A 17962-nucleotide genomic window follows, 5' to 3' on the forward strand; every position below is an offset into this window, starting at 1 on the left:
TTATACAATTAATTATTTTAGTTCAAATTTAGATTCAAATACTTTTTCATTTTCAATAACTCTAAAAACCCAATCTCCAGAAAGTCTTCCATTTATATATCTAAAATCATAAATTGAACCATGTCCCGCAGGAACTATCATATTTCTACTTCTAGAAATATCCCCTTGTGGGTCAATCCATTGAACAACAATTTCTTGATCTACATTTATTCTATTTCTTTCAAATTTACAAATAATAGAATTCTCATCTTGTAAAATCAAACAATCAACAGAAGGTTCGATTTTAAGTTCATTTGAATAATCTATAGGTTCATTATCTATTAATTCATCATCTTGTGTATTAATATTTTCAGCATTAAGTATTGTTATTAAAAATAAAAAAGGAAACAAGTATTTAATCATTTTTATTCTCACTTTCATCTTCTTCTACATCCATATATTTAATTAATAGATGTTTTATTGGTGCGTAAAATGTTGTCATTGACACAATTGCTATAATTAATTGGGTTACTTTAAAAAGTCCACTCTTTTCATCTAATACTAGTAAAGCTCCATAATAACTCAATAAAAGAGATAGTATAGCACAAATAACAATACTTATGATTACTACAACATTATAATTCATATTTTTCCCAAATTGTTTCTTCATCTAAACTAGGTCTATTTACTAATACTTCAAAAGGTGTATATGCTTCTTTATATCCCATAGAATAATGATCTTTAATCCAATAACCTAAATAAATATAAGGAACATTCATCTCTTTTGCAATTTTAATTTGTGCCAAAATAGAAAACTTTCCTAATGATAAATCTGCATAATCATGGTCATAATAACAATAAATTGAAGAAATAGCATTAGGTAGCATATCAACTAATGCAACACCAATAAGTTTATTATCTCTCATATATAAAAACTCTTTTGCATACTCTTCTTTAGATTCAACATAAGATTTTGAATATTCATTAGGTTCAATAGGAGAATAAGGCCAATCTTTTTTTCTATTCATAAATTCATGATACTTATCATATAAATCCAAATGCTCCATAGTCATAGAAGGAGGTCTTATATAAAGTTTTGTATCTTTATTTTTATTAATTACCCTATTTTCAGATTTAGAGAATTTATAATTTTTTACATCAATTCGCATAGAAACACATTTTGTACATGTATTACATTCAGGTACAAAATGCATTCTTCCAAATCTTCTCCAACCACGTTCTAGCATAGCTTGATATGAATTTGGAGAGCATGAATACATATATTTATATCTAATATCTGATATATTATCTTCAAAATAAGAGCAAGATCTTTGCTCTTCAACAAATTCAATATCTTTATTTAAAATATGCATGATTATTCGTTTATTTTTTCTTTTATCTCTTTTGCAATTGCAGAGATTTTAGTAATTTTTTCATTATAAGATAAAGAATCATCAATTATATGTTTAACAAAAGTACTTCCAACAATTACTCCATCTACACCTTGTGATTTTTCTTTACATGTATTTTCATCCACACCAAAACCGATATATAAAGGTGTATTTGTATATTTTCTTACATTTGAAATAATAGTACTTAAATCTTCACTTTGTCCACTTCCTGTAATTCCTGCGTAAGCAACCATATAAATAAACTTTTTACTATCAGTAATAATTTCTTTTATACGTTCATCACTATCTGTTGGTGCTACAAATGATATATTTGCCTTATTATATTTTTCATATAAAGGTGTTAAACTGCCTGCCATTTCAAAAGGTAAATCAGGAATAATAGTTCCAGTAATCCCATATTCATCTGCTTTTTGTAAGAATTTTTCAATTCCATATCTATAAAAAGGATTCATATATCCCATCCATAAAGTATCCATATGTGGTGCTATTTTTGAAGAAACTTCAAAAAGGTCATTTAATTTAAACCCATTATTTAGTGCTAGTAAATTTGCTTTTTCAATCACAGGACCATCTGCAACTGGATCTGAAAATGGAATTCCCAATTCTAAGGAATCAACACCAGCTTCTTTCATACTTAATGCTAAATCAACTGTAAAGTTGTTTTCTGGGTATGAAGCTGTAATATATCCTACAAGTTTTTTATCAATATTTTCATTCATTTAACTATATCCTATTCAATTATTAACATATATATTATCTAAAATCAAGTTTATTCTCTCTTTAAAAAACTCTTGAAAGTTTTATTTATTTATTAGAAAGATTTTTTTGCTAAAATATCTATTATATTAATAAATGGGAAAATACAAAATGAGTATTATAAAAAATGATTTTGAAAAAATGAATATTACAAAAATTATAAATTATAAAAATAATAAAAAACTTACAATGATAACAGCATATGATGCACTATTTGCAAAACTTTTTGAAGAAATAGCAGATATGATTTTAGTAGGTGATAGTTTAAATATGAGTTTTGCAGGAAAACCTGATACTCTTTCAGCAACGTTAGAGCAAATGATTTATCATACAAATGCAGTATGTGCTGGTGCTTCTAAGGCTTTTGTCATTTTAGATATGCCTTTTGGAACATACATAAATGAAAATCAAGCTTTACAAAACGCTGTAAAAGTTTACCAACAAACTAACGCAAGCGCTGTTAAAATTGAAGGTGGCGAAGACAGAGCACATATAATTAAACACTTAACTTCAAATTCAATTGCAGTAATGGGACATATTGGCTTAATGCCACAATATGTAAGAAGTGAAGGTGGCTATAAAGTTAGAGGAAAAACAAAAGAAGATGAAGAACAACTAATAAAAGATGCTATTGCAATAGAAAAAGCAGGAGCTTTTTCTATTGTAGTTGAAGGTGTTCTAAGCCATGTTGCAAAAAAAATAACTGATGCTGTTTCTATTCCTGTAATTGGAATTGGAGCAGGAAATGTAACAGATGGACAAGTATTAGTTTGGTCTGATATGTTAGGCTTTTTTGAAGATTTTAAACCAAAGTTTGTAAGACATTATTTAGATGGAGCACAATTAGTAAAAAATTCCGTAAATCAGTATAGAAGTGATGTTCAAGATTCAACTTTCCCTTCTAAAGATGAAGAATACTAAGTATGGAAAGAATTGTAGAGGTTGAATCAGTATCTTTTGAAGAGGATAATAATGAAGTTAATTTAAGACCTTCTTCTTGGGATGATTATATTGGTCAAGAAAAAATAAAAAGAAATTTAAAAGTATTTATTGAAGCTTCAAGAAAAAGAAATGAAGCCTTAGATCATATACTTTTTTATGGACCTCCGGGACTTGGGAAAACAACAATCTCGTATTTAATTTCAAATGAAATGGATACAAATATAAAAATTACAGCAGGTCCAATGATTGAAAAATCAGGTGATTTAGCTGCGATTTTAACAAACCTTGAAGAAGGTGATATTTTATTTATTGATGAAATCCATAGACTCTCACCTGCTGTTGAAGAGATTTTATATCCAGCAATGGAAGATTATAGACTTGATATTATAATTGGCTCAGGACCTGCTGCACAAACTGTTAAAATTGATTTACCAAGATTTACACTAATTGGAGCGACAACAAGGGCAGGAATGCTTTCAAATCCTTTAAGAGAAAGATTTGGAATGCATTTTAGAATGCAATTTTATAATCATGAAGAATTAGCAAAAATTATTCAAATAGCCTCTACAAAATTAAATAAATATTGTCAAAATGATGCAGCAGAAGAAATTTCAAGAAGAAGTAGAGGAACTCCAAGAGTTGCTTTACGATTATTAAGACGTGTACGTGATTTTGCTGAAGTTGAAAATGAAGACGAGATACACCTAAAAAGATGTAAATATGCCTTAGATGAATTAGGTGTTAATGAAAGTGGTTTTGATGAAATGGATATTAATTTACTTGAATTATTAGTATCAAATAAAGGTAAACCAATGGGTCTTTCTACAATGGCCGCAGCACTTAGTGAAGATGAGGGTACAATTGAAGATGCAATTGAACCATATTTACTAGCAAACGGCTTTATAGAAAGAACAGCAAGAGGAAGAATTGCAAGTATAAAAACATATGAAATGTTTAGACTTTCATATCCTAATAGTGGCAAATTAGATGACGAAGGTAGTCTGTTTTGAAGCCCGTTTATTTCTTAATATTTATAGCTGCTATTACAATATTTTTTATGGTAGAGCTATTTAGTCCATTTTTAAAAGCATTATTTGTAGCCCTACTTCTAGCAGTTGCTACTAATTCTTTAACACTATACTTAGAAAATAGATTAAACAGTAGAGTTATAGCAACAGTTACGATGACTCTTACACTTGCTGGAATATTTTTTATTCCTGTAATGTATTGTATTTTTGCATTCGCTAATTACTTTAATGACCTTAATCAACAAACTTTAATAAAAGAGTTTTCAAATTTAAAATTTTGGGTACAAAACCTTTCAGATGACTTCTTATTTATAAAAGAACAACTAAGTTTTATTCTTACAAAAATAGATGTAGGTCAAATTGCACAAAAAACACTAGCAGTAGGTGGTTCTATTGGTAAAAACTCTGCAGGGTTTATGATGGATATGGTTTTGATTTTAATTTTCTATTTCTTCTTTACTTTATATTCAACAACTATATCTACTTTTGTAAAAGAGTTATTACCAATTAAAAAAGATGATTCAATTACACTTTTTTATGAATCCTCAAATGTAATGACAGTTGTTTTATATTCTGTAATAATTACAGCAATTTTTGAAGGGTTTTTATTTGGGTTTTTTCTAACATTTTATAGATATGACGGTTTATTATTAGGAGTTTTATATGGTTTTGCATCATTAATTCCCGTAATTGGAGGAGTTATTATGTGGCTTCCTTTGGTAATCTATGAAGCAATAACAGGTTCAATTACAAATGCAATTGTAATTGCAGTGTATTCAATTCTTATGATTTCAGTATTTGCTGATACTTTTGCTAAACCTGTAATTATAAAATATATAAATCAAAAAGTTGTAAAAACACCTACAAAAGTACATGAAATATTAATATTCTTTTCTATTGTAGCTGGACTTTCAACATTTGGTTTTTGGGGAATGATTATAGGACCTGCAATGGTTACATTCTTTATTTCAATAATGCATTTACTAAAAAAATATTCAGAAGAATCAAAAGAGGATGTATCCTAAAAAAAGGATACATCTTATAAATAAAGAGTCTTACTCTTCTCCACTTAGTGTTTCACCTTGGAATGAAGATATTCCATAATCTAAGTTAGCAACACTTTTATAGCCTAAATCAAGCATAATTCTTTGACAATAAGCTGATCTACTACCACTTAAACAATATACAACTACAGGAGTATTTTTTTGGTCATCAACTCTTTCAAGTGCTTGATAAAATGAAGTAGTTGGAACTAAATAATCTGTACCTTTAATTCTTCTTCCAACCCATTCCATCCATTCTCTTGTATCAATTAAATTAAATTTTACAAAACCTAATTCTCTAGCTTCAAGTAAAGATTCTAATTCACTTGAATTTACTTCTTCTTTTAAAAGTAAATCTGCACACTCTTCTTTAGTTAAACCTCTTGAATGAGTTGCAATAGCATCATGTAATTCTTCTTCTTTAGCACTTGTTTGTGCAAATTCTGGTGTACAGAAAATCCCACAGTGACAATTACCTTTTTGCGGAATCTCTTCTTTTAATGCAGGTTTACATGGACATAATCGGTTATCGGCAGCTTTTTGTTCTTCTTTTGTTTCACCAATAACCATAAAACAGGGACAATATCTTTTACCATAAATCATTTTATTTCGTGCAAGTCCCATTTGAATTGATTCATTCACTTCATCATTTGGATTATATGCAAATTTAAAGTTTTCAACTACTTTATCTGTGAATTGTTTAGTAAGTTCTAATTCTGTCTGAAACTCTTCACTATTTGTATCTATTTTTTTTATCATTATATAAAATTCCTCTCAATTTAAAAATGTATCTTAGTATAATATACTTTAGTTTTTACAATATTCTATGATTTAAACGTCTTAATATACAAGTTTTCGACCTTCGTTCTTGCCCATGGAGTTTTTCTTAAAAACTTTAAACTTGATTTAATTGAAGGGTTATTATAAAAACAATTAATTTTTATTCTTCTATCTAATTCTTCCCAACCAAATTCATCAACAAGTTCATTTAATATCATTTCTAATTTAATTCCATGTAATGGATTATTCTCATTATTCCCAGCCATTTTATTCCTTATCATTTTATATATTATAGCAGTTTAACTTTTTATTTTATTTAGGTTTTAATCCCTTTTTTTATATAATAATTACTTAAAGAATTATTATTTAAGAATAATATACAAATAAGAAAGGACAAAATGTTTAATCAAAAACAAACATATTTTACAATACTTTTTTTATTAGTCTTTTCTGGATGTTCAGCAATAAACCCTAGTAAAAATATTGAAGTTGAAGCTAAAAATATTGAGAAAGCAATTGTAAAAAATGAGATTAAAAAAGAAACAAAAAAAACTCCTATAAAAAAAGCTGTAATAAAAAAGAAAACTCAAAGTTATAAATATTGTAATAAACATAGAAAAATCATGGATCATGCTTCTTTATATATCAAAAAAGAGTTCAATAAAGGGTATTTTATTCAAAAAGATATACTTGGTGCAGAAGCTCAATTATTTTTAATAGAAAGTAATTCTCAAAGTATCTTTGCTAAAAATATAAATAATGCATTAAAATCTTATAATCGTGAATATACTATAGCAAAAAGAAATAGATGTAATCTAAGTAAATATAAGACTTCGCCAATAAACAAAGTGAAATTAGAAATTAAAAGATTAAAAAAAGAAGCAAAATGATACTAAAAAAAACAATTATAATATATTTATTATCTCTTACAACTTTTGCATTTGCACAGAATAAAGAAGTTAATAAATTATTAGAAAAAGTTAATCAAGCGCCAACAGCTGAAGTGAAAAAAGAACTAATTGAAGAATTAAAAGATAAATTAGCATCTGAAAATAAAAAAGCTCAACAAGAAGCAGATGCAATTATAAAAGCAAAGAAAAAAATTCCTCAAAAACTTTACAAGCAAAATACCTTATCAAAATGATTAAGCAAGCTAAAATCTTACTCTTAGAAGATGATGAAATACTAGCTCAAACAATGCTTCAAATTCTAAAAGATGAAAACTATGATGTAACACTTGTTAATGATGGAGAAGAAGTCCTTGAGTACACTTATGAAAATAAATATGATTTATATTTATTTGATATTAATGTTCCTTTATTATCAGGACTTGATACTTTAAAACTTTTAAGACAAGCTGATGATTTAACACCAACTTTTTTTATTACTGCAAAAAGAGATATAACAACTACACTAGAAGGTTTTGATTGTGGTTGTGATGATTATATAAAAAAACCATTTGATTTAGATGAATTACTTGCACGTGTTAAAGCTATTTTAAAAAGGAAAAACCCAATTATTAAATATTCTGATATAACTTTTGATTTACTTGAAAACAGAGTATTTAAGAATAATGAAGAAGTAGCCTTAGGCTTAGTAGAAAAAGAAATATTTTCACTCTTAATTAGAAATATAAATATGACTGTAAATAAATCAACATTTTTTGATTACATGAATAGACCAAGTGATAGTGCGCTTCGTGTTTTAATAAGTAAATTGAAAAAAGTACTAGATATTAATATCTCAAATACAAAAGGTATAGGATATAAACTTGAAGAATTATGAAAAAAAATCATTTTTTACAACCTTATATCTATTTTTTATTCCTTTATTATTACTTTCTTCTGTAGTTTTATATATGTATCACCAAGATAAAGTAAATGATATTGAGCAAAATATACTTTATCAAATGAAAGATTATACCTTTGATTTTAAGGGAGAAAAATTTACATTAGATATTATTGAAAATGATAAAAAAAAACAGTTATTTAAGATATATCATTGCAAAGAAGGTTTATGTGCATATTTCCAAACAGCATCAACTGGACCTTATTTATTAAAAGTTATATATGATAAAAATAAATATAAAAAAGTTTATAATGAATTCTTAACAGATATATTTAAATTTAGTTTTATTATATTGTTTTTACTTTTCTTACTCTCAATTGCATTTGCAATATATTCATTAAAACCTATGAAAGAAGCACTTTATCTCTTAGAAAACTTTTTAAAAGATATTATTCATGATTTAAATACTCCTGCAACCTCAATTTTATTAAATTCTAAACTATTAAGAAAACGTGGAGATTTTGATGAAATAGAAAGAATAGAATTAAGTGCTAAAAGTATTGCATCATTATATAAAAACTTAGAATATATGACACCTAATAGTATTAATAAAGATGAAAATATTTCCATAGAAGAAATAATCAATGAAAAAGTAGAAGTTCTACAAAAAATATATCCTAAGATAAAATTTATTAAAGACTTAAATCCATTAATAGTTCAAAGTAATAAAAATGGTATAGATAGAATTATAGACAATCTAATGACTAATGCATGTAAATATAATAAGAAAAATGGTCAAGTATCGATTAAAATACGTGAAAATCAAGTAATAATTGAAGATACAGGAATTGGAATAAAAGATACAAAAAAAGTATTTCAACGATACTATAAAGAAACTGATGCCGGACTAGGAATTGGAATGAGTATTGTAAAACAACTATGTGAGGTTTTAAATATAAATATTTATATAAAAAGTGAAATAAAAAAAGGAACACAAGTTATACTTGTATTCCCATAAATTTGACCTAATAAAATTAGAATTATTTTTTTAATTTTGTATCAATAATTTCTTTTGCTTGACTAAGATCTTTTTTATCAATAACAGAAAGTTCAATTTCTAACTTTTTCATTAAAACTTGTTTCTCTTTTGCATCACTTGTTTTGTTGATTTCTTCAACTAAAGCTGAAACATTACTAATTCCATTTGCGAATAGACTTGTACTTGCAGCGATTGCTATAGCTGCTATTAATTTTGTTACTTTCATTTTCATTCTCCTTAATTTGAATGTATGGAAGTATAAGATAAGAGTGTAAGTTAAGTGTTAGTTTTAAATAAGTTTAAAAAGTTTTACAATTATGAGAAGATTCTTTTACAAGATTTAAAAACTCTTTTCTAGCAATTGTTTTTGCACCTAAAGATTGTAAATGATTACTAGGTATCTGACAATCAATCATTTTAAAGTCATTTTCTTTAAGTCTTTGAACTAAATGAAAAAAAGCAACTTTAGAAGCATCTGTTTTTTTAGCAAACATAGATTCACCACAGAAGATATTACCAATATTTACACCATATCCTCCACCAACTAATTCACCTTCATAATAAGCTTCAAAAGAGTGTGCAAATCCTATTTCATGAAGTTTAGTATAGGCATCAATAATTTCATTTGAAATCCATGTACCTTTTTTATCTATTCCTTCGCGTATTTTTTTACATTCAATCATTATATTTCTAAAGTTTGTATCGAATTTAATTTCAAAAATATTTTTATTAATAGTCTTTTTTAAACTTTTAGATATTTTAAGTTCATCTAATTGCAGAATACATCTAGGATTTGGGCTCCACCAAAGAATTGGGTCAGATTCATTATACCAAGGGAAAATACCATTTAAGTAAGCAGTCATAATCCTATTAGGGTTTAAATCACCACCATAAGCTACGATACCTTTATCATTTGCATAATTTGGGTCTGGAAAGATATATGAGTTTTTATCCAAAGGATAGATATTCAAATATAAGCCTTATTTTTTAAGATTATATCTAAAAAGAAGTTTATATAAAGAAGGGATGTCCCTTCTTTATATTTAAAATATTATAAGTTAGAAATAAATCCAGCTAAAGCATCAATTTCAGCATCACTTTTAGTAGCTACTTGACCTTTCATTACGCCTTTCATAACTCCACCGTAAGAACCATCTTTATAACCATTTAATGCAGCAATTGTTTTAGCTTTATCCCAACCTTTAATAATTTGAGATTTACCTAATGCAGCTTTTTCACCATTTTGACCATGACAAGCAGCACACGCACCAAATAATGCTTTAGCATTAATAGAAGGTTTTGCATCTGCAACTTTTGCAACTGCTTCAGTTTTAACAGCTTCAACTTTTTCAGCTGTTGCTTCTTTTGTTGCAGTTGCAGCTGCAACTGTAGTTGAAACGGCACTTGAAACTTTTTCGCTAACTGCATTTGTAGCATCTGATGCTACAGCTTTAGCTTTTTCAACTGTTTGAGATACTGCAGTTGTTGCTGTATCACTAGCTTTTGTCATTGTTTCAGCAACAACTTCTTTTGCTGCATCTTTAGCAACAACTGCTTTTTCACTTACAGTTGCAACTGCAGTTGCTGCCATTTCTTTAGTATCAGTTGAACCATTAGCCATTGCTTCTTTAGCAGTATCTACAACATTTTGTGTTGTTTCTTTAACTACAGCAGTAGTATTATCAACAACTTTAGTTGTTGCATCTGTAACTGTAGTTTTTAATTCAGTTGCTGCTTTAGTAACAGTTTCTTTAACTTCTTTTGCTGCTTCACTAACAGTACTAGTTGCAGATTCAGTTGCTTTTGCTACTTCTGTAGTAACCTTTTTATCTTCACCACACCCTGTTAATAATAATACTGCTACAGCAGAACTAATTAAAATTTTTTTCATTTGCTTCGATCCTTTTAAAATAATTTTGAATTTTACTTTCTTTATCTTAAAGAAGTAATTAAATATGAATAATAATAAATTAAAATTGTATAAAAAATGTGTTTTACACAAGATATTCAAATACAAATTCATCTTTGTAATCAATATTTACAATTCCACCTTTTTTAAGTTTTCCAAATAAAATCTCATCTGTTAACACATCTTTGATTTTATCAGAAATAACTCTATTAAGTGGTCTTGCACCCATAGCTTTGTCATAACCAATACTTGCAAGTTCTTTTTTAGCTTTGCTAGTAATATTAATTTTGATATGCTTATCGCTTAATTGTTCTTCTAAATCAGTAATAAATTTAGCAACAACTTTACTTACAACATCGATTGATAAACTATCAAATGAAACAACACTATCAAGTCTATTTCTAAACTCAGGTGCAAAGAATTTACTAATAGCTTTGTTTTCATTTAAGTTATCATTTTTAGCAAATCCCATAACATTTGCTTCTGTTGCTCCTAAATTTGAAGTCATTACTAGTATTACATTTTGGAAATCAGCTTTATTTCCTGCATTATCTGTAAGTTCGGCATTATCCATAACTTGTAATAAAACTGACATTAAATCAGGATGTGCTTTTTCAATTTCATCAAGAAGTAATACTGTATGAGGATGCTTTCTAATAGCTTCTGTTAATAATCCACCTTGCTCAAAACCAACATAACCAGCAGGAGCTCCAATTAGTCTTGAAATTGTATGAGCTTCCATGTATTCACTCATATCAAATCTTTCAAAGTGAATACCTAATTGTAATGATAATTCTTTTGCAACTTCAGTTTTACCAACACCTGTAGGTCCTGTAAAAAGAAAAGAGCCAATTGGTTTTTTATCAAGACCTAATCCTGCTTTATTTCTTTTAATTGATTGAACAATTGTTGTAATTGCTTTATCTTGACCATAAACTCTTTTTTGCATATTCTTTTCTAAAGACTTTAATAAAGTCAAATCAGATTTTGTAGCAGATTTAGCAGGAATATGTGCCATTTTTGCAATTGTATTTTCAACATCAACTTGAGAAATAGTTACATTCTTCTTTGATTTTGTTTTAAGTGTAGATACTAAAGAAATCTTCTTCGAAGCTCCAACCTCATCAATAACATCAATTGCACAATCAGGTAGGAATCTATCAGTAATATATTTTTTACTTAACTCAACTGCGCTTCTAATTGCAGTTTTTGAATATTTAATTCCATGGAACTCTTCATATTTTGATTTTAAACCTTCTAAAATTAATATTGAATCTTCAATTGAAGGTTCTTCCACATCAACTTTTGCAAATCTTCTAGAAAGTGCTTTATCTTTTGAAAAATCATTTCTATACTCTGCAAATGTAGTTGCACCTATACATCTTAGTTTTCCATTTGAAAGCATTGGTTTTAAAATATTTGAAGCATCCATTGCTGAACCACCAACACTTCCTGCTCCTACAATTGTATGAATTTCATCAATAAATAAAATGGCATTTGGAACTTTTACTACTTCTTGTAAAAGTGATTTTAATTTTTTCTCAAAATCACCTCTATATTTTGTTCCTGCAATCATAGAACCCATGTCAAGTGAAAAAACTTTTGCATCATGTAAAAATTCAGGAACATTTTCTTGAGCAATTTCTAAGGCTAATCCTTCAGCAATTGCAGTTTTACCAACTCCTGGTTCTCCTACTAAAATTGGATTATTCTTTTTTCTTCTACTTAAAATCTCAATTACTCTTGAAATTTCTTTTTCTCTTCCAATTACAGGATCAATTTCACCTTTTTTTGCAACACTTACAAGTTCAGAAGAATTTTTATCTAAAACTTTATTAGATTTTTCTTCACCCTCTTCTTGCTGTGATGTTTCATCAACTTCTTTATGAGATATCTCTTCTAAAATATCAATTCTTTCAATTCCTAAAGATTTTAATAAATATAAAGCATAAGACTTTTCATCTTTTAAAATTGCAACAAACATATCTTCTACATTTGCATTTCCTCTACCACTTGTTTGTGTATGTGCAACCATATATTCAATTGTGGAAGTTAAAGAAATTGTTTCAATTGGTTCATCATCAATTCCTTCTGGTAACTTAGGTGTATTTTCTTCTATATATTTTTTTGTATCTTCAAATAATTTATTATTATCAACACCTAAATCTATAAACAAATTCTCAATTGATTCATCATGTAATAACATTAAAAAAATATGTTCAATAGTTAAATATTCATGATTACTAGTTTTTGCATAACTAACTGCTTGTGAAAAAATACTTCTTAATTCTTTACTTATCATTTTATTCTTCTTCCATGACAGCTTTTAAAGGAAAACCTTTTTCTCTTGCCATTGTTTTAACTTGCCCTACTTTAGTAGCAGCTATTTCATGTGTATAAACTCCACATACTTCACGTCCATTATTATGTATGTTTAACATAATATTTGATGATTCATCTAAACTTTTTCTAAATACTTTTACTAATACATCAATAACAAAATCCATTGTTGAATAATCGTCATTTAATAAAAAAACTTTATATTTTTTTGGTTCTTGTAAATCTAAATCATCTTCTAATTCTATTTCAATCTCGTTACTCACTTCAAACCTTTTTTATGATAAAATACCATTCTAATTTTTAAAAAAATATTATACCAAAAAAGAAATTATATGAATAAAGACATTAACTACTATAAAAATAAATCCATTTTCATTACTGCTACAAATACAGATGTAGGAAAAACTTATGCAAGTGAAAAGTTTTTAAGATACTTTTCAAGAAAAGGCTTAAAAGTAGGTTACTTCAAACCTTGTGAAACAGGTGTTATCACACAACCAATAGATGGTTCAAAGATGTTAAATCTAACAAAAGAGCTAAACAAAGATTTTAAAGCCAATATAAACGATGTAGTACCTTATCAATTTAAACTCCCAGCAGCACCTTATGTTGCAAAAGAAGATACAAGAATATCTTTAGAAGTATTAAAACAAAAGCAAGCTTATTTACAATCAATGTGTGATGTACTTATTATTGAAGGTGCGGGAGGATTAATGGTTCCACTTGAAGCTAATTTATTTATTATTGATTTAATAAAAGAGTTTGAGAGTCAAACGATTTTAATTACACCTTCTAAACTTGGATGTATAAATGATACCCTACTTTCAATTGAAGCACTTAAAAATAGAAATATTGATTTTGAATTTTTTATTAATTTATATCAAGATAAAGATAGCTTCAAAAAAGTTTCCGAACCATTTTTAAAAGACCATTTTAAAACACTTCAATTTTTAGATGATTTATAGAAATATTGTAAATTTGCAAAAGAATTTGTAAATTTGCAATATTTTATTCTTTATTATTCTTAAATTTACATCACTTTTCCTAGTGTTTTTGCATATTTTTCCCTTCTCTTTAAGTTTTCTTTCCCTTAGTCATGGTATTTGTTCTAGTTTTTTGAATTTAAACTTAAGTAAAAACACTATTTTTTTTTACATAAAAACAATTCATTTTAAATAATGTATAACTTTCACATCAGTTTTATTCTATATACTAATAGAGTTAAAAACAGTAAGAAAAGAAAATTCAACATACAAAGAAAGGTAGATAAAAAATGACTTCTGCAATAGATTTATCAAAATTAACAGCAAACGATGATTTGACACCAGTTTTAGGTGGATACTGGCCTGGTATTCAGATTTATTACCCACCAATTAAATTCAACCCACTTGATGGTACATATGAAAGTATGGAGCAAGCTAAATTAAGATTACAAAAACATGCTTATAAAACAAAAGCACATACTGTATTATTCGATTTAGAAGATGGTTGTAGACAAAAAGCTATGTCAAGAGAATTATTAATTCAAGAACTTCCAAAGTTCCCTGAAAGAAATTTCCAAATAGCTGTTAGAATTAACCCATTTAGAACAGATGAGTATGAAGAAGATTTAAAAATGTTAAAACAAATTCATCAATATATTGATGTAATTGTATTAGCAAAAGCTGGAGAAGTTTATGGATCTGCTGAAATTAGAGATTTATCTTCTTGGTTAGTATCTATTGGAAGTAATTTAACAATTCAACCAATTATTGAGCATCCAAAGTCACTTCAAATTGCTGATAGATTAATGGATCACTCAACAGTTAAACATGTTGTTTTTGGTATTCACGATTTCTCTAAAGCAATGGCTTATAAAATCACACCAGAAGGTTGGATTAATGAGTTAGAAACATTCTTTAATATGCTTACAATGGAAGCTAGAGTTAAAGGTGCTGGAGTTATTGGTGGAGTTGAAGTTATGCTTACACCACACTCACTACCTGATCACTGTGTTGAGAAAAAAGATATTAGAAGATGGTTAGATTTACATGGTGATGATGCATCTAGACATGTTTATGCACATGCACAAAGAGAAAATGCAATGGGATTAACTGGTAAACAAGTTATTACACCAAATCATATTAATGTTTGTAAAGTTGCATTTACACCAAGCCCAAAAGAGCTTGAGCATGATATTACTGTATTAAAACTAGCAATTGAGACTGATGCTTTATTAAGTGGAGCAATAAGATATAAAGGTGAAATGTTAGATCCACCAATGTTTGGTAAGGCTTTACAAAATATTTTAAGAGCATACGCACTTAGAAGTTTAAATAAAGAAGATGAGATATTTGCATTATCGGTATTAAATAGAATGCCTATACATACATTTAAAGAAAACTGGCCTTACGGTCAAATTTAATAAGGAGTTATAATAATGAGTTCAAATGTAACAATTGAAGTACCAGAATACTTAAATATTGGAGTTGCTTGTACATCTAAACATGTAGGAACAGCTAAAGAAAATAGTACTGCTATGATTATTGAAGATGATAAGCTTGGTACTGATGAAATAACATATAAAGATTTAGCTACTAAATCAGATCAAATTTGTAACTTCTTAACTGGATTAGGATTTGAGCCTAGAGATAGAGTTTTAGTTTGTTTAAAAAACTCACTTGCTTACCCTATTTCATTTTTTGGAGCTATTAAAGCAGGTATTATTGCAGTACCAACTTCAACACTTTTATCAGGTTCTGAAGTTAAATATTTAGCAGAAGATTCACAAGCAAGTGCTATTGTATTATCTGCAACAATGTATGATAATTTATTACCTTACTTAGAAAACCTTGATAACTTAAAAACAATTATCGTTGCAGGTGTTGATTCAACTGAAGGTTTAAATATTCCTAAGGGAATGAATGTTTACTCTTTTTCTGAGATTTTAAAAACTGCAGATAAAAAAGCAAATCACTATAAATCAAAATCAGGTGAGCCTGCTTATTTAGTATATACTTCAGGAACAACTGGTTATCCAAAAGGTGTATTACACTCACATAGATCACTTGTAGGAAGAACTCCTGCTACTGAATACTGGTTTGATTTTAAAGAAAATGACAGAATCATGCACTCTGGTAAATTTAACTGGACTTATGTTTTAGGTTCTGCACTTATGGATCCATTATTTAATGGTCATACAGTTATTGCTTACGAAGGTGGTAATGATGCTGGAACTTGGATTGAATTAATTAAAAAACATAAATGTACTATCTTTATTGGAGTACCTACAATTTATAGACAAATTATTCAAAAAACTGAATTTACAGCGGCTGATTGTCCATCTTTAAGATATTGTATGTCTGCTGGTGAGCATTTATCTGATGAAATGATTGGTTTATGGAGAGATAGATTCAAGCAAGATATTTTTGAAGCAATTGGAATGAGTGAGTGTTCTTACTATATTTCACATTCAAAAAACAATCCAATTAGACCTGGTTCTGCAGGATTTGTACAACCAGGACATACTGTAAAATTACTTGACCCTGATACACTAGAAGAAGTTCCAGATGGTGAAGAAGGTATGATTTCTATTGGTGAAGATGATCCAGGTTTATTCTTAGAGTACTGGCAATTAGAAGAAGAGACTAGAAAAGCTAAGCATAATGGTTACTTCTTTACAGGTGATTACGCTAAAAGAGATGAAGATGGTTACATCTGGTTCATTGGTAGAAAAGATGATATTATTAATACATTTGGATTTAGAGTATCTCCACACGAAATTGAAAGAGTTGTAAAAACTCATGATTTAGTAGCTGATTGTGTTGCTTTTGGTTTAGAAATTGGAAAAGATAAAGTAATTGTAGCAATTGCTGTAATTGGACATGAAGAATTAACAGCAGAACAAGAAGCAGAAGTATTAGCATTCTCACAAGCAAATCTTGCTAAATACAAAGCTCCTAAAACAATTTTTGGAATGAAAGATTATCCAAGAACTAAAAATGGAAAAGTATTAAGAAAGCAACTTGTTAAAAATTTACATGATGTTTATCATGCAAAAGAAACAGGTGAAGAGATTAAAGAATACAAAGCAAGAAGATCAATGTTATTTGTTCCTGCTTACAACAAACATAATGTTGAAAAAGCAAAAACAGTATTAGCTGATTCTGTAATCTTTGATTTAGAAGCAATTTTATCTGAGCAAAGAGAACCAGCTAGAGATACAATTAAATCAGTTTATAAAGAAAGTGGTTCAAAATTTGGTGAGTCTGAAAGAATTCTAAGAATTAACAACTTAGGAAGTGAAGATATTGCAAAAGATTTAGCTTTAGCAAAAGAAATTGAAATCGATGGTTTATTATTCTCAAAAATTGAAACAGCTGAACAAGTTTTAGAAGCTGTTAAACTAATTGAAGAAGTTAATCCAGATTTATCTTTAATGATTATGATTGAAACTCCATTATCAGTTTTAAATATCCAACAAATTTGTGCAGCATCACCTAGAGTTGAAGTTGTAGTTGTTGGTTCTAATAAACTTGCTAATAGACTTCAAATTGATATCAAAAAAGGTTCAAAAGCAATGTTTAACTATTTATCACAAATTGCACTTGCTGCAAAAGCATATGGTCAAACTGTTATTGATGGACCTCATTTTGATGTTCATGATGAATTTGCTTGTGAAGATTCAACAAAAGATGCATTTAACTTAGGATTTGATGGTAAGTCTTTAATCCATCCAATTCAAATTGAATACATAAATGATATCTTTACTCCAAAACAAACTGAAGTTGAAGATTATGAAGTTATGATTAATAAATATGACGCAGCTAAAAAAGAAGGTAAAGAAGTAATTTATCATAATGATAGATTAGTTGATGGTTCTAGAATTAAATGGGCTAAGAAAATGATTACATTATATGAAACATATAAATCATTAGGTCAAAACCTATTTAATAAATAAGGAGAAA

At 27.8% G+C, this 17962-nt stretch carries 21 protein-coding genes; 10 read left to right on the top strand and 11 right to left on the bottom strand.

Annotated features, from left to right (window positions below; genetic code table 11):
- Positions 1-12: 12 nt before the first annotated feature.
- The 4 genes from LPB137_RS11060 to trpA are packed head-to-tail and all read right to left on the bottom strand — an operon-like array spanning position 13 to position 2110.
- Positions 13-402, bottom strand: a complete 390-nt coding sequence (locus LPB137_RS11060) for a hypothetical protein (protein WP_076089357.1) — start codon at positions 400-402, stop codon at positions 13-15.
- Positions 395-625, bottom strand: a complete 231-nt coding sequence (locus LPB137_RS11065; RefSeq protein WP_076088010.1) for a hypothetical protein — start codon at positions 623-625, stop codon at positions 395-397. The genes LPB137_RS11060 and LPB137_RS11065 overlap by 8 nt, the downstream gene beginning before the upstream one ends.
- Entirely contained in the window at positions 615-1352 is a 738-nt protein-coding gene (locus LPB137_RS11070) for an arginyltransferase (RefSeq protein ID WP_076088012.1), read from the bottom strand. Before LPB137_RS11070 ends, LPB137_RS11065 begins: the two co-directional genes overlap by 11 nt.
- Positions 1353-1354: 2 nt before the next feature.
- Positions 1355-2110: a tryptophan synthase subunit alpha gene (gene trpA, locus LPB137_RS11075; RefSeq protein WP_076088017.1), complete on the bottom strand. Its 756-nt coding sequence runs from the start codon at positions 2108-2110 to the stop codon at positions 1355-1357.
- 148 nt (positions 2111-2258) lie between these two features.
- Here trpA and panB point away from each other — a divergent pair, with 148 nt between their 5' ends.
- From panB to LPB137_RS11090, 3 genes are read left to right on the top strand one after another with little or no spacing between them, the layout of a single operon-like run.
- Positions 2259-3068, top strand: coding sequence for a 3-methyl-2-oxobutanoate hydroxymethyltransferase (gene panB / locus LPB137_RS11080; RefSeq protein WP_076089359.1), 810 nt, complete (start codon positions 2259-2261; stop codon positions 3066-3068).
- Between the two features lie 2 nt (positions 3069-3070).
- On the top strand, positions 3071-4099 hold the full coding sequence (gene ruvB / locus LPB137_RS11085; protein WP_076088019.1) for a Holliday junction branch migration DNA helicase RuvB: 1029 nt from the start codon (positions 3071-3073) through the stop codon (positions 4097-4099).
- Positions 4096-5142 (top strand): AI-2E family transporter, encoded by a 1047-nt coding sequence (locus LPB137_RS11090; RefSeq protein WP_076088021.1) that lies wholly within the window; start codon positions 4096-4098, stop codon positions 5140-5142. The genes ruvB and LPB137_RS11090 overlap by 4 nt, the downstream gene beginning before the upstream one ends.
- 30 nt (positions 5143-5172) lie before the next feature.
- Here the strand turns inward: LPB137_RS11090 and LPB137_RS11095 are convergent, their stop codons facing one another.
- Positions 5173-5919, bottom strand: coding sequence for a ferredoxin-thioredoxin reductase catalytic domain-containing protein (locus tag LPB137_RS11095; RefSeq protein ID WP_076088034.1), 747 nt, complete (start codon positions 5917-5919; stop codon positions 5173-5175).
- Positions 5920-5984: 65 nt separating this feature from the next.
- The gene (locus LPB137_RS11100) at positions 5985-6206 is read right to left on the bottom strand and encodes a VF530 family protein (RefSeq protein ID WP_076088036.1); all 222 of its coding nucleotides are present in this window, start codon (positions 6204-6206) and stop codon (positions 5985-5987) included.
- Positions 6207-6338: 132 nt separating this feature from the next.
- Between LPB137_RS11100 and LPB137_RS11105 the strand changes: the two genes are divergently transcribed.
- From LPB137_RS11105 to LPB137_RS11120, 4 genes are read left to right on the top strand one after another with little or no spacing between them, the layout of a single operon-like run.
- On the top strand, positions 6339-6830 hold the full coding sequence (locus LPB137_RS11105) for a hypothetical protein (RefSeq protein ID WP_076088038.1): 492 nt from the start codon (positions 6339-6341) through the stop codon (positions 6828-6830).
- Complete coding sequence (locus tag LPB137_RS11110) at positions 6827-7084, top strand: hypothetical protein (RefSeq protein WP_076088040.1); 258 nt, start codon at positions 6827-6829, stop codon at positions 7082-7084. Before LPB137_RS11105 ends, LPB137_RS11110 begins: the two co-directional genes overlap by 4 nt.
- Positions 7081-7725 (top strand): response regulator transcription factor, encoded by a 645-nt coding sequence (locus tag LPB137_RS11115; RefSeq protein WP_076088043.1) that lies wholly within the window; start codon positions 7081-7083, stop codon positions 7723-7725. Before LPB137_RS11110 ends, LPB137_RS11115 begins: the two co-directional genes overlap by 4 nt.
- Positions 7712-8746 (top strand): sensor histidine kinase, encoded by a 1035-nt coding sequence (locus LPB137_RS11120; protein ID WP_076088045.1) that lies wholly within the window; start codon positions 7712-7714, stop codon positions 8744-8746. Before LPB137_RS11115 ends, LPB137_RS11120 begins: the two co-directional genes overlap by 14 nt.
- 22 nt (positions 8747-8768) lie before the next feature.
- Here LPB137_RS11120 and LPB137_RS11125 read toward each other — a convergent pair whose 3' ends face one another.
- The 5 genes from LPB137_RS11125 to LPB137_RS11145 all read right to left on the bottom strand — a co-directional run bounded on the left by LPB137_RS11125 (position 8769) and on the right by LPB137_RS11145 (position 13279).
- Positions 8769-8993 (bottom strand): restriction endonuclease, encoded by a 225-nt coding sequence (locus LPB137_RS11125; protein WP_076088047.1) that lies wholly within the window; start codon positions 8991-8993, stop codon positions 8769-8771.
- 73 nt (positions 8994-9066) lie between these two features.
- Entirely contained in the window at positions 9067-9738 is a 672-nt protein-coding gene (aat, locus tag LPB137_RS11130; RefSeq protein ID WP_076088049.1) for a leucyl/phenylalanyl-tRNA--protein transferase, read from the bottom strand.
- Positions 9739-9818: 80 nt separating this feature from the next.
- On the bottom strand, positions 9819-10658 hold the full coding sequence (locus tag LPB137_RS14780) for a c-type cytochrome (protein WP_322898827.1): 840 nt from the start codon (positions 10656-10658) through the stop codon (positions 9819-9821).
- Between the two features lie 103 nt (positions 10659-10761).
- On the bottom strand, positions 10762-12978 hold the full coding sequence (gene clpA / locus LPB137_RS11140) for an ATP-dependent Clp protease ATP-binding subunit ClpA (protein ID WP_076088051.1): 2217 nt from the start codon (positions 12976-12978) through the stop codon (positions 10762-10764).
- 1 nt (position 12979) lies between these two features.
- Positions 12980-13279, bottom strand: a complete 300-nt coding sequence (locus tag LPB137_RS11145) for an ATP-dependent Clp protease adaptor ClpS (RefSeq protein ID WP_076088053.1) — start codon at positions 13277-13279, stop codon at positions 12980-12982.
- A gap of 69 nt (positions 13280-13348) precedes the next feature.
- Here LPB137_RS11145 and bioD point away from each other — a divergent pair, with 69 nt between their 5' ends.
- The 3 genes from bioD to LPB137_RS11160 all read left to right on the top strand — a co-directional run bounded on the left by bioD (position 13349) and on the right by LPB137_RS11160 (position 17955).
- Positions 13349-13981, top strand: a complete 633-nt coding sequence (gene bioD / locus LPB137_RS11150; RefSeq protein ID WP_076088055.1) for a dethiobiotin synthase — start codon at positions 13349-13351, stop codon at positions 13979-13981.
- Positions 13982-14289: 308 nt separating this feature from the next.
- Positions 14290-15420 carry an HpcH/HpaI aldolase/citrate lyase family protein gene (locus tag LPB137_RS11155; protein ID WP_076088057.1) on the top strand — a complete coding sequence of 377 codons (1131 nt, stop codon included), beginning with the start codon at positions 14290-14292 and terminating at the stop codon, positions 15418-15420.
- A gap of 15 nt (positions 15421-15435) precedes the next feature.
- Positions 15436-17955, top strand: a complete 2520-nt coding sequence (locus LPB137_RS11160; RefSeq protein ID WP_076088060.1) for an aldolase/citrate lyase family protein — start codon at positions 15436-15438, stop codon at positions 17953-17955.
- Positions 17956-17962 lie beyond the last annotated feature (7 nt).

Origin of the sequence: Poseidonibacter parvus (assembly GCF_001956695.1) — a bacterium.
Lineage (GTDB): Bacteria > Campylobacterota > Campylobacteria > Campylobacterales > Arcobacteraceae > Poseidonibacter > Poseidonibacter parvus.

Excerpts from the sequence above, each read along its gene's own strand:
- LPB137_RS11060 (WP_076089357.1), bottom strand. The coding sequence starts at position 402 with ATGATTAAATACTTGTTTCCTTTTTTATTTTTAATAACAATACTTAAT.
- LPB137_RS11065 (WP_076088010.1), bottom strand. The coding sequence starts at position 625 with ATGAATTATAATGTTGTAGTAATCATAAGTATTGTTATTTGTGCTATA.
- LPB137_RS11070 (WP_076088012.1), bottom strand. The coding sequence starts at position 1,352 with ATGCATATTTTAAATAAAGATATTGAATTTGTTGAAGAGCAAAGATCT.
- trpA (WP_076088017.1), bottom strand. The coding sequence starts at position 2,110 with ATGAATGAAAATATTGATAAAAAACTTGTAGGATATATTACAGCTTCA.
- panB (WP_076089359.1), top strand. The coding sequence starts at position 2,259 with ATGAGTATTATAAAAAATGATTTTGAAAAAATGAATATTACAAAAATT.
- ruvB (WP_076088019.1), top strand. The coding sequence starts at position 3,071 with ATGGAAAGAATTGTAGAGGTTGAATCAGTATCTTTTGAAGAGGATAAT.
- LPB137_RS11095 (WP_076088034.1), bottom strand. The coding sequence starts at position 5,919 with ATGATAAAAAAAATAGATACAAATAGTGAAGAGTTTCAGACAGAATTA.
- LPB137_RS11100 (WP_076088036.1), bottom strand. The coding sequence starts at position 6,206 with ATGGCTGGGAATAATGAGAATAATCCATTACATGGAATTAAATTAGAA.
- LPB137_RS11105 (WP_076088038.1), top strand. The coding sequence starts at position 6,339 with ATGTTTAATCAAAAACAAACATATTTTACAATACTTTTTTTATTAGTC.
- LPB137_RS11110 (WP_076088040.1), top strand. The coding sequence starts at position 6,827 with ATGATACTAAAAAAAACAATTATAATATATTTATTATCTCTTACAACT.
- LPB137_RS11115 (WP_076088043.1), top strand. The coding sequence starts at position 7,081 with ATGATTAAGCAAGCTAAAATCTTACTCTTAGAAGATGATGAAATACTA.
- LPB137_RS11125 (WP_076088047.1), bottom strand. The coding sequence starts at position 8,993 with ATGAAAGTAACAAAATTAATAGCAGCTATAGCAATCGCTGCAAGTACA.
- LPB137_RS14780 (WP_322898827.1), bottom strand. The coding sequence starts at position 10,658 with ATGAAAAAAATTTTAATTAGTTCTGCTGTAGCAGTATTATTATTAACA.
- clpA (WP_076088051.1), bottom strand. The coding sequence starts at position 12,978 with ATGATAAGTAAAGAATTAAGAAGTATTTTTTCACAAGCAGTTAGTTAT.
- bioD (WP_076088055.1), top strand. The coding sequence starts at position 13,349 with ATGAATAAAGACATTAACTACTATAAAAATAAATCCATTTTCATTACT.
- LPB137_RS11155 (WP_076088057.1), top strand. The coding sequence starts at position 14,290 with ATGACTTCTGCAATAGATTTATCAAAATTAACAGCAAACGATGATTTG.
- LPB137_RS11160 (WP_076088060.1), top strand. The coding sequence starts at position 15,436 with ATGAGTTCAAATGTAACAATTGAAGTACCAGAATACTTAAATATTGGA.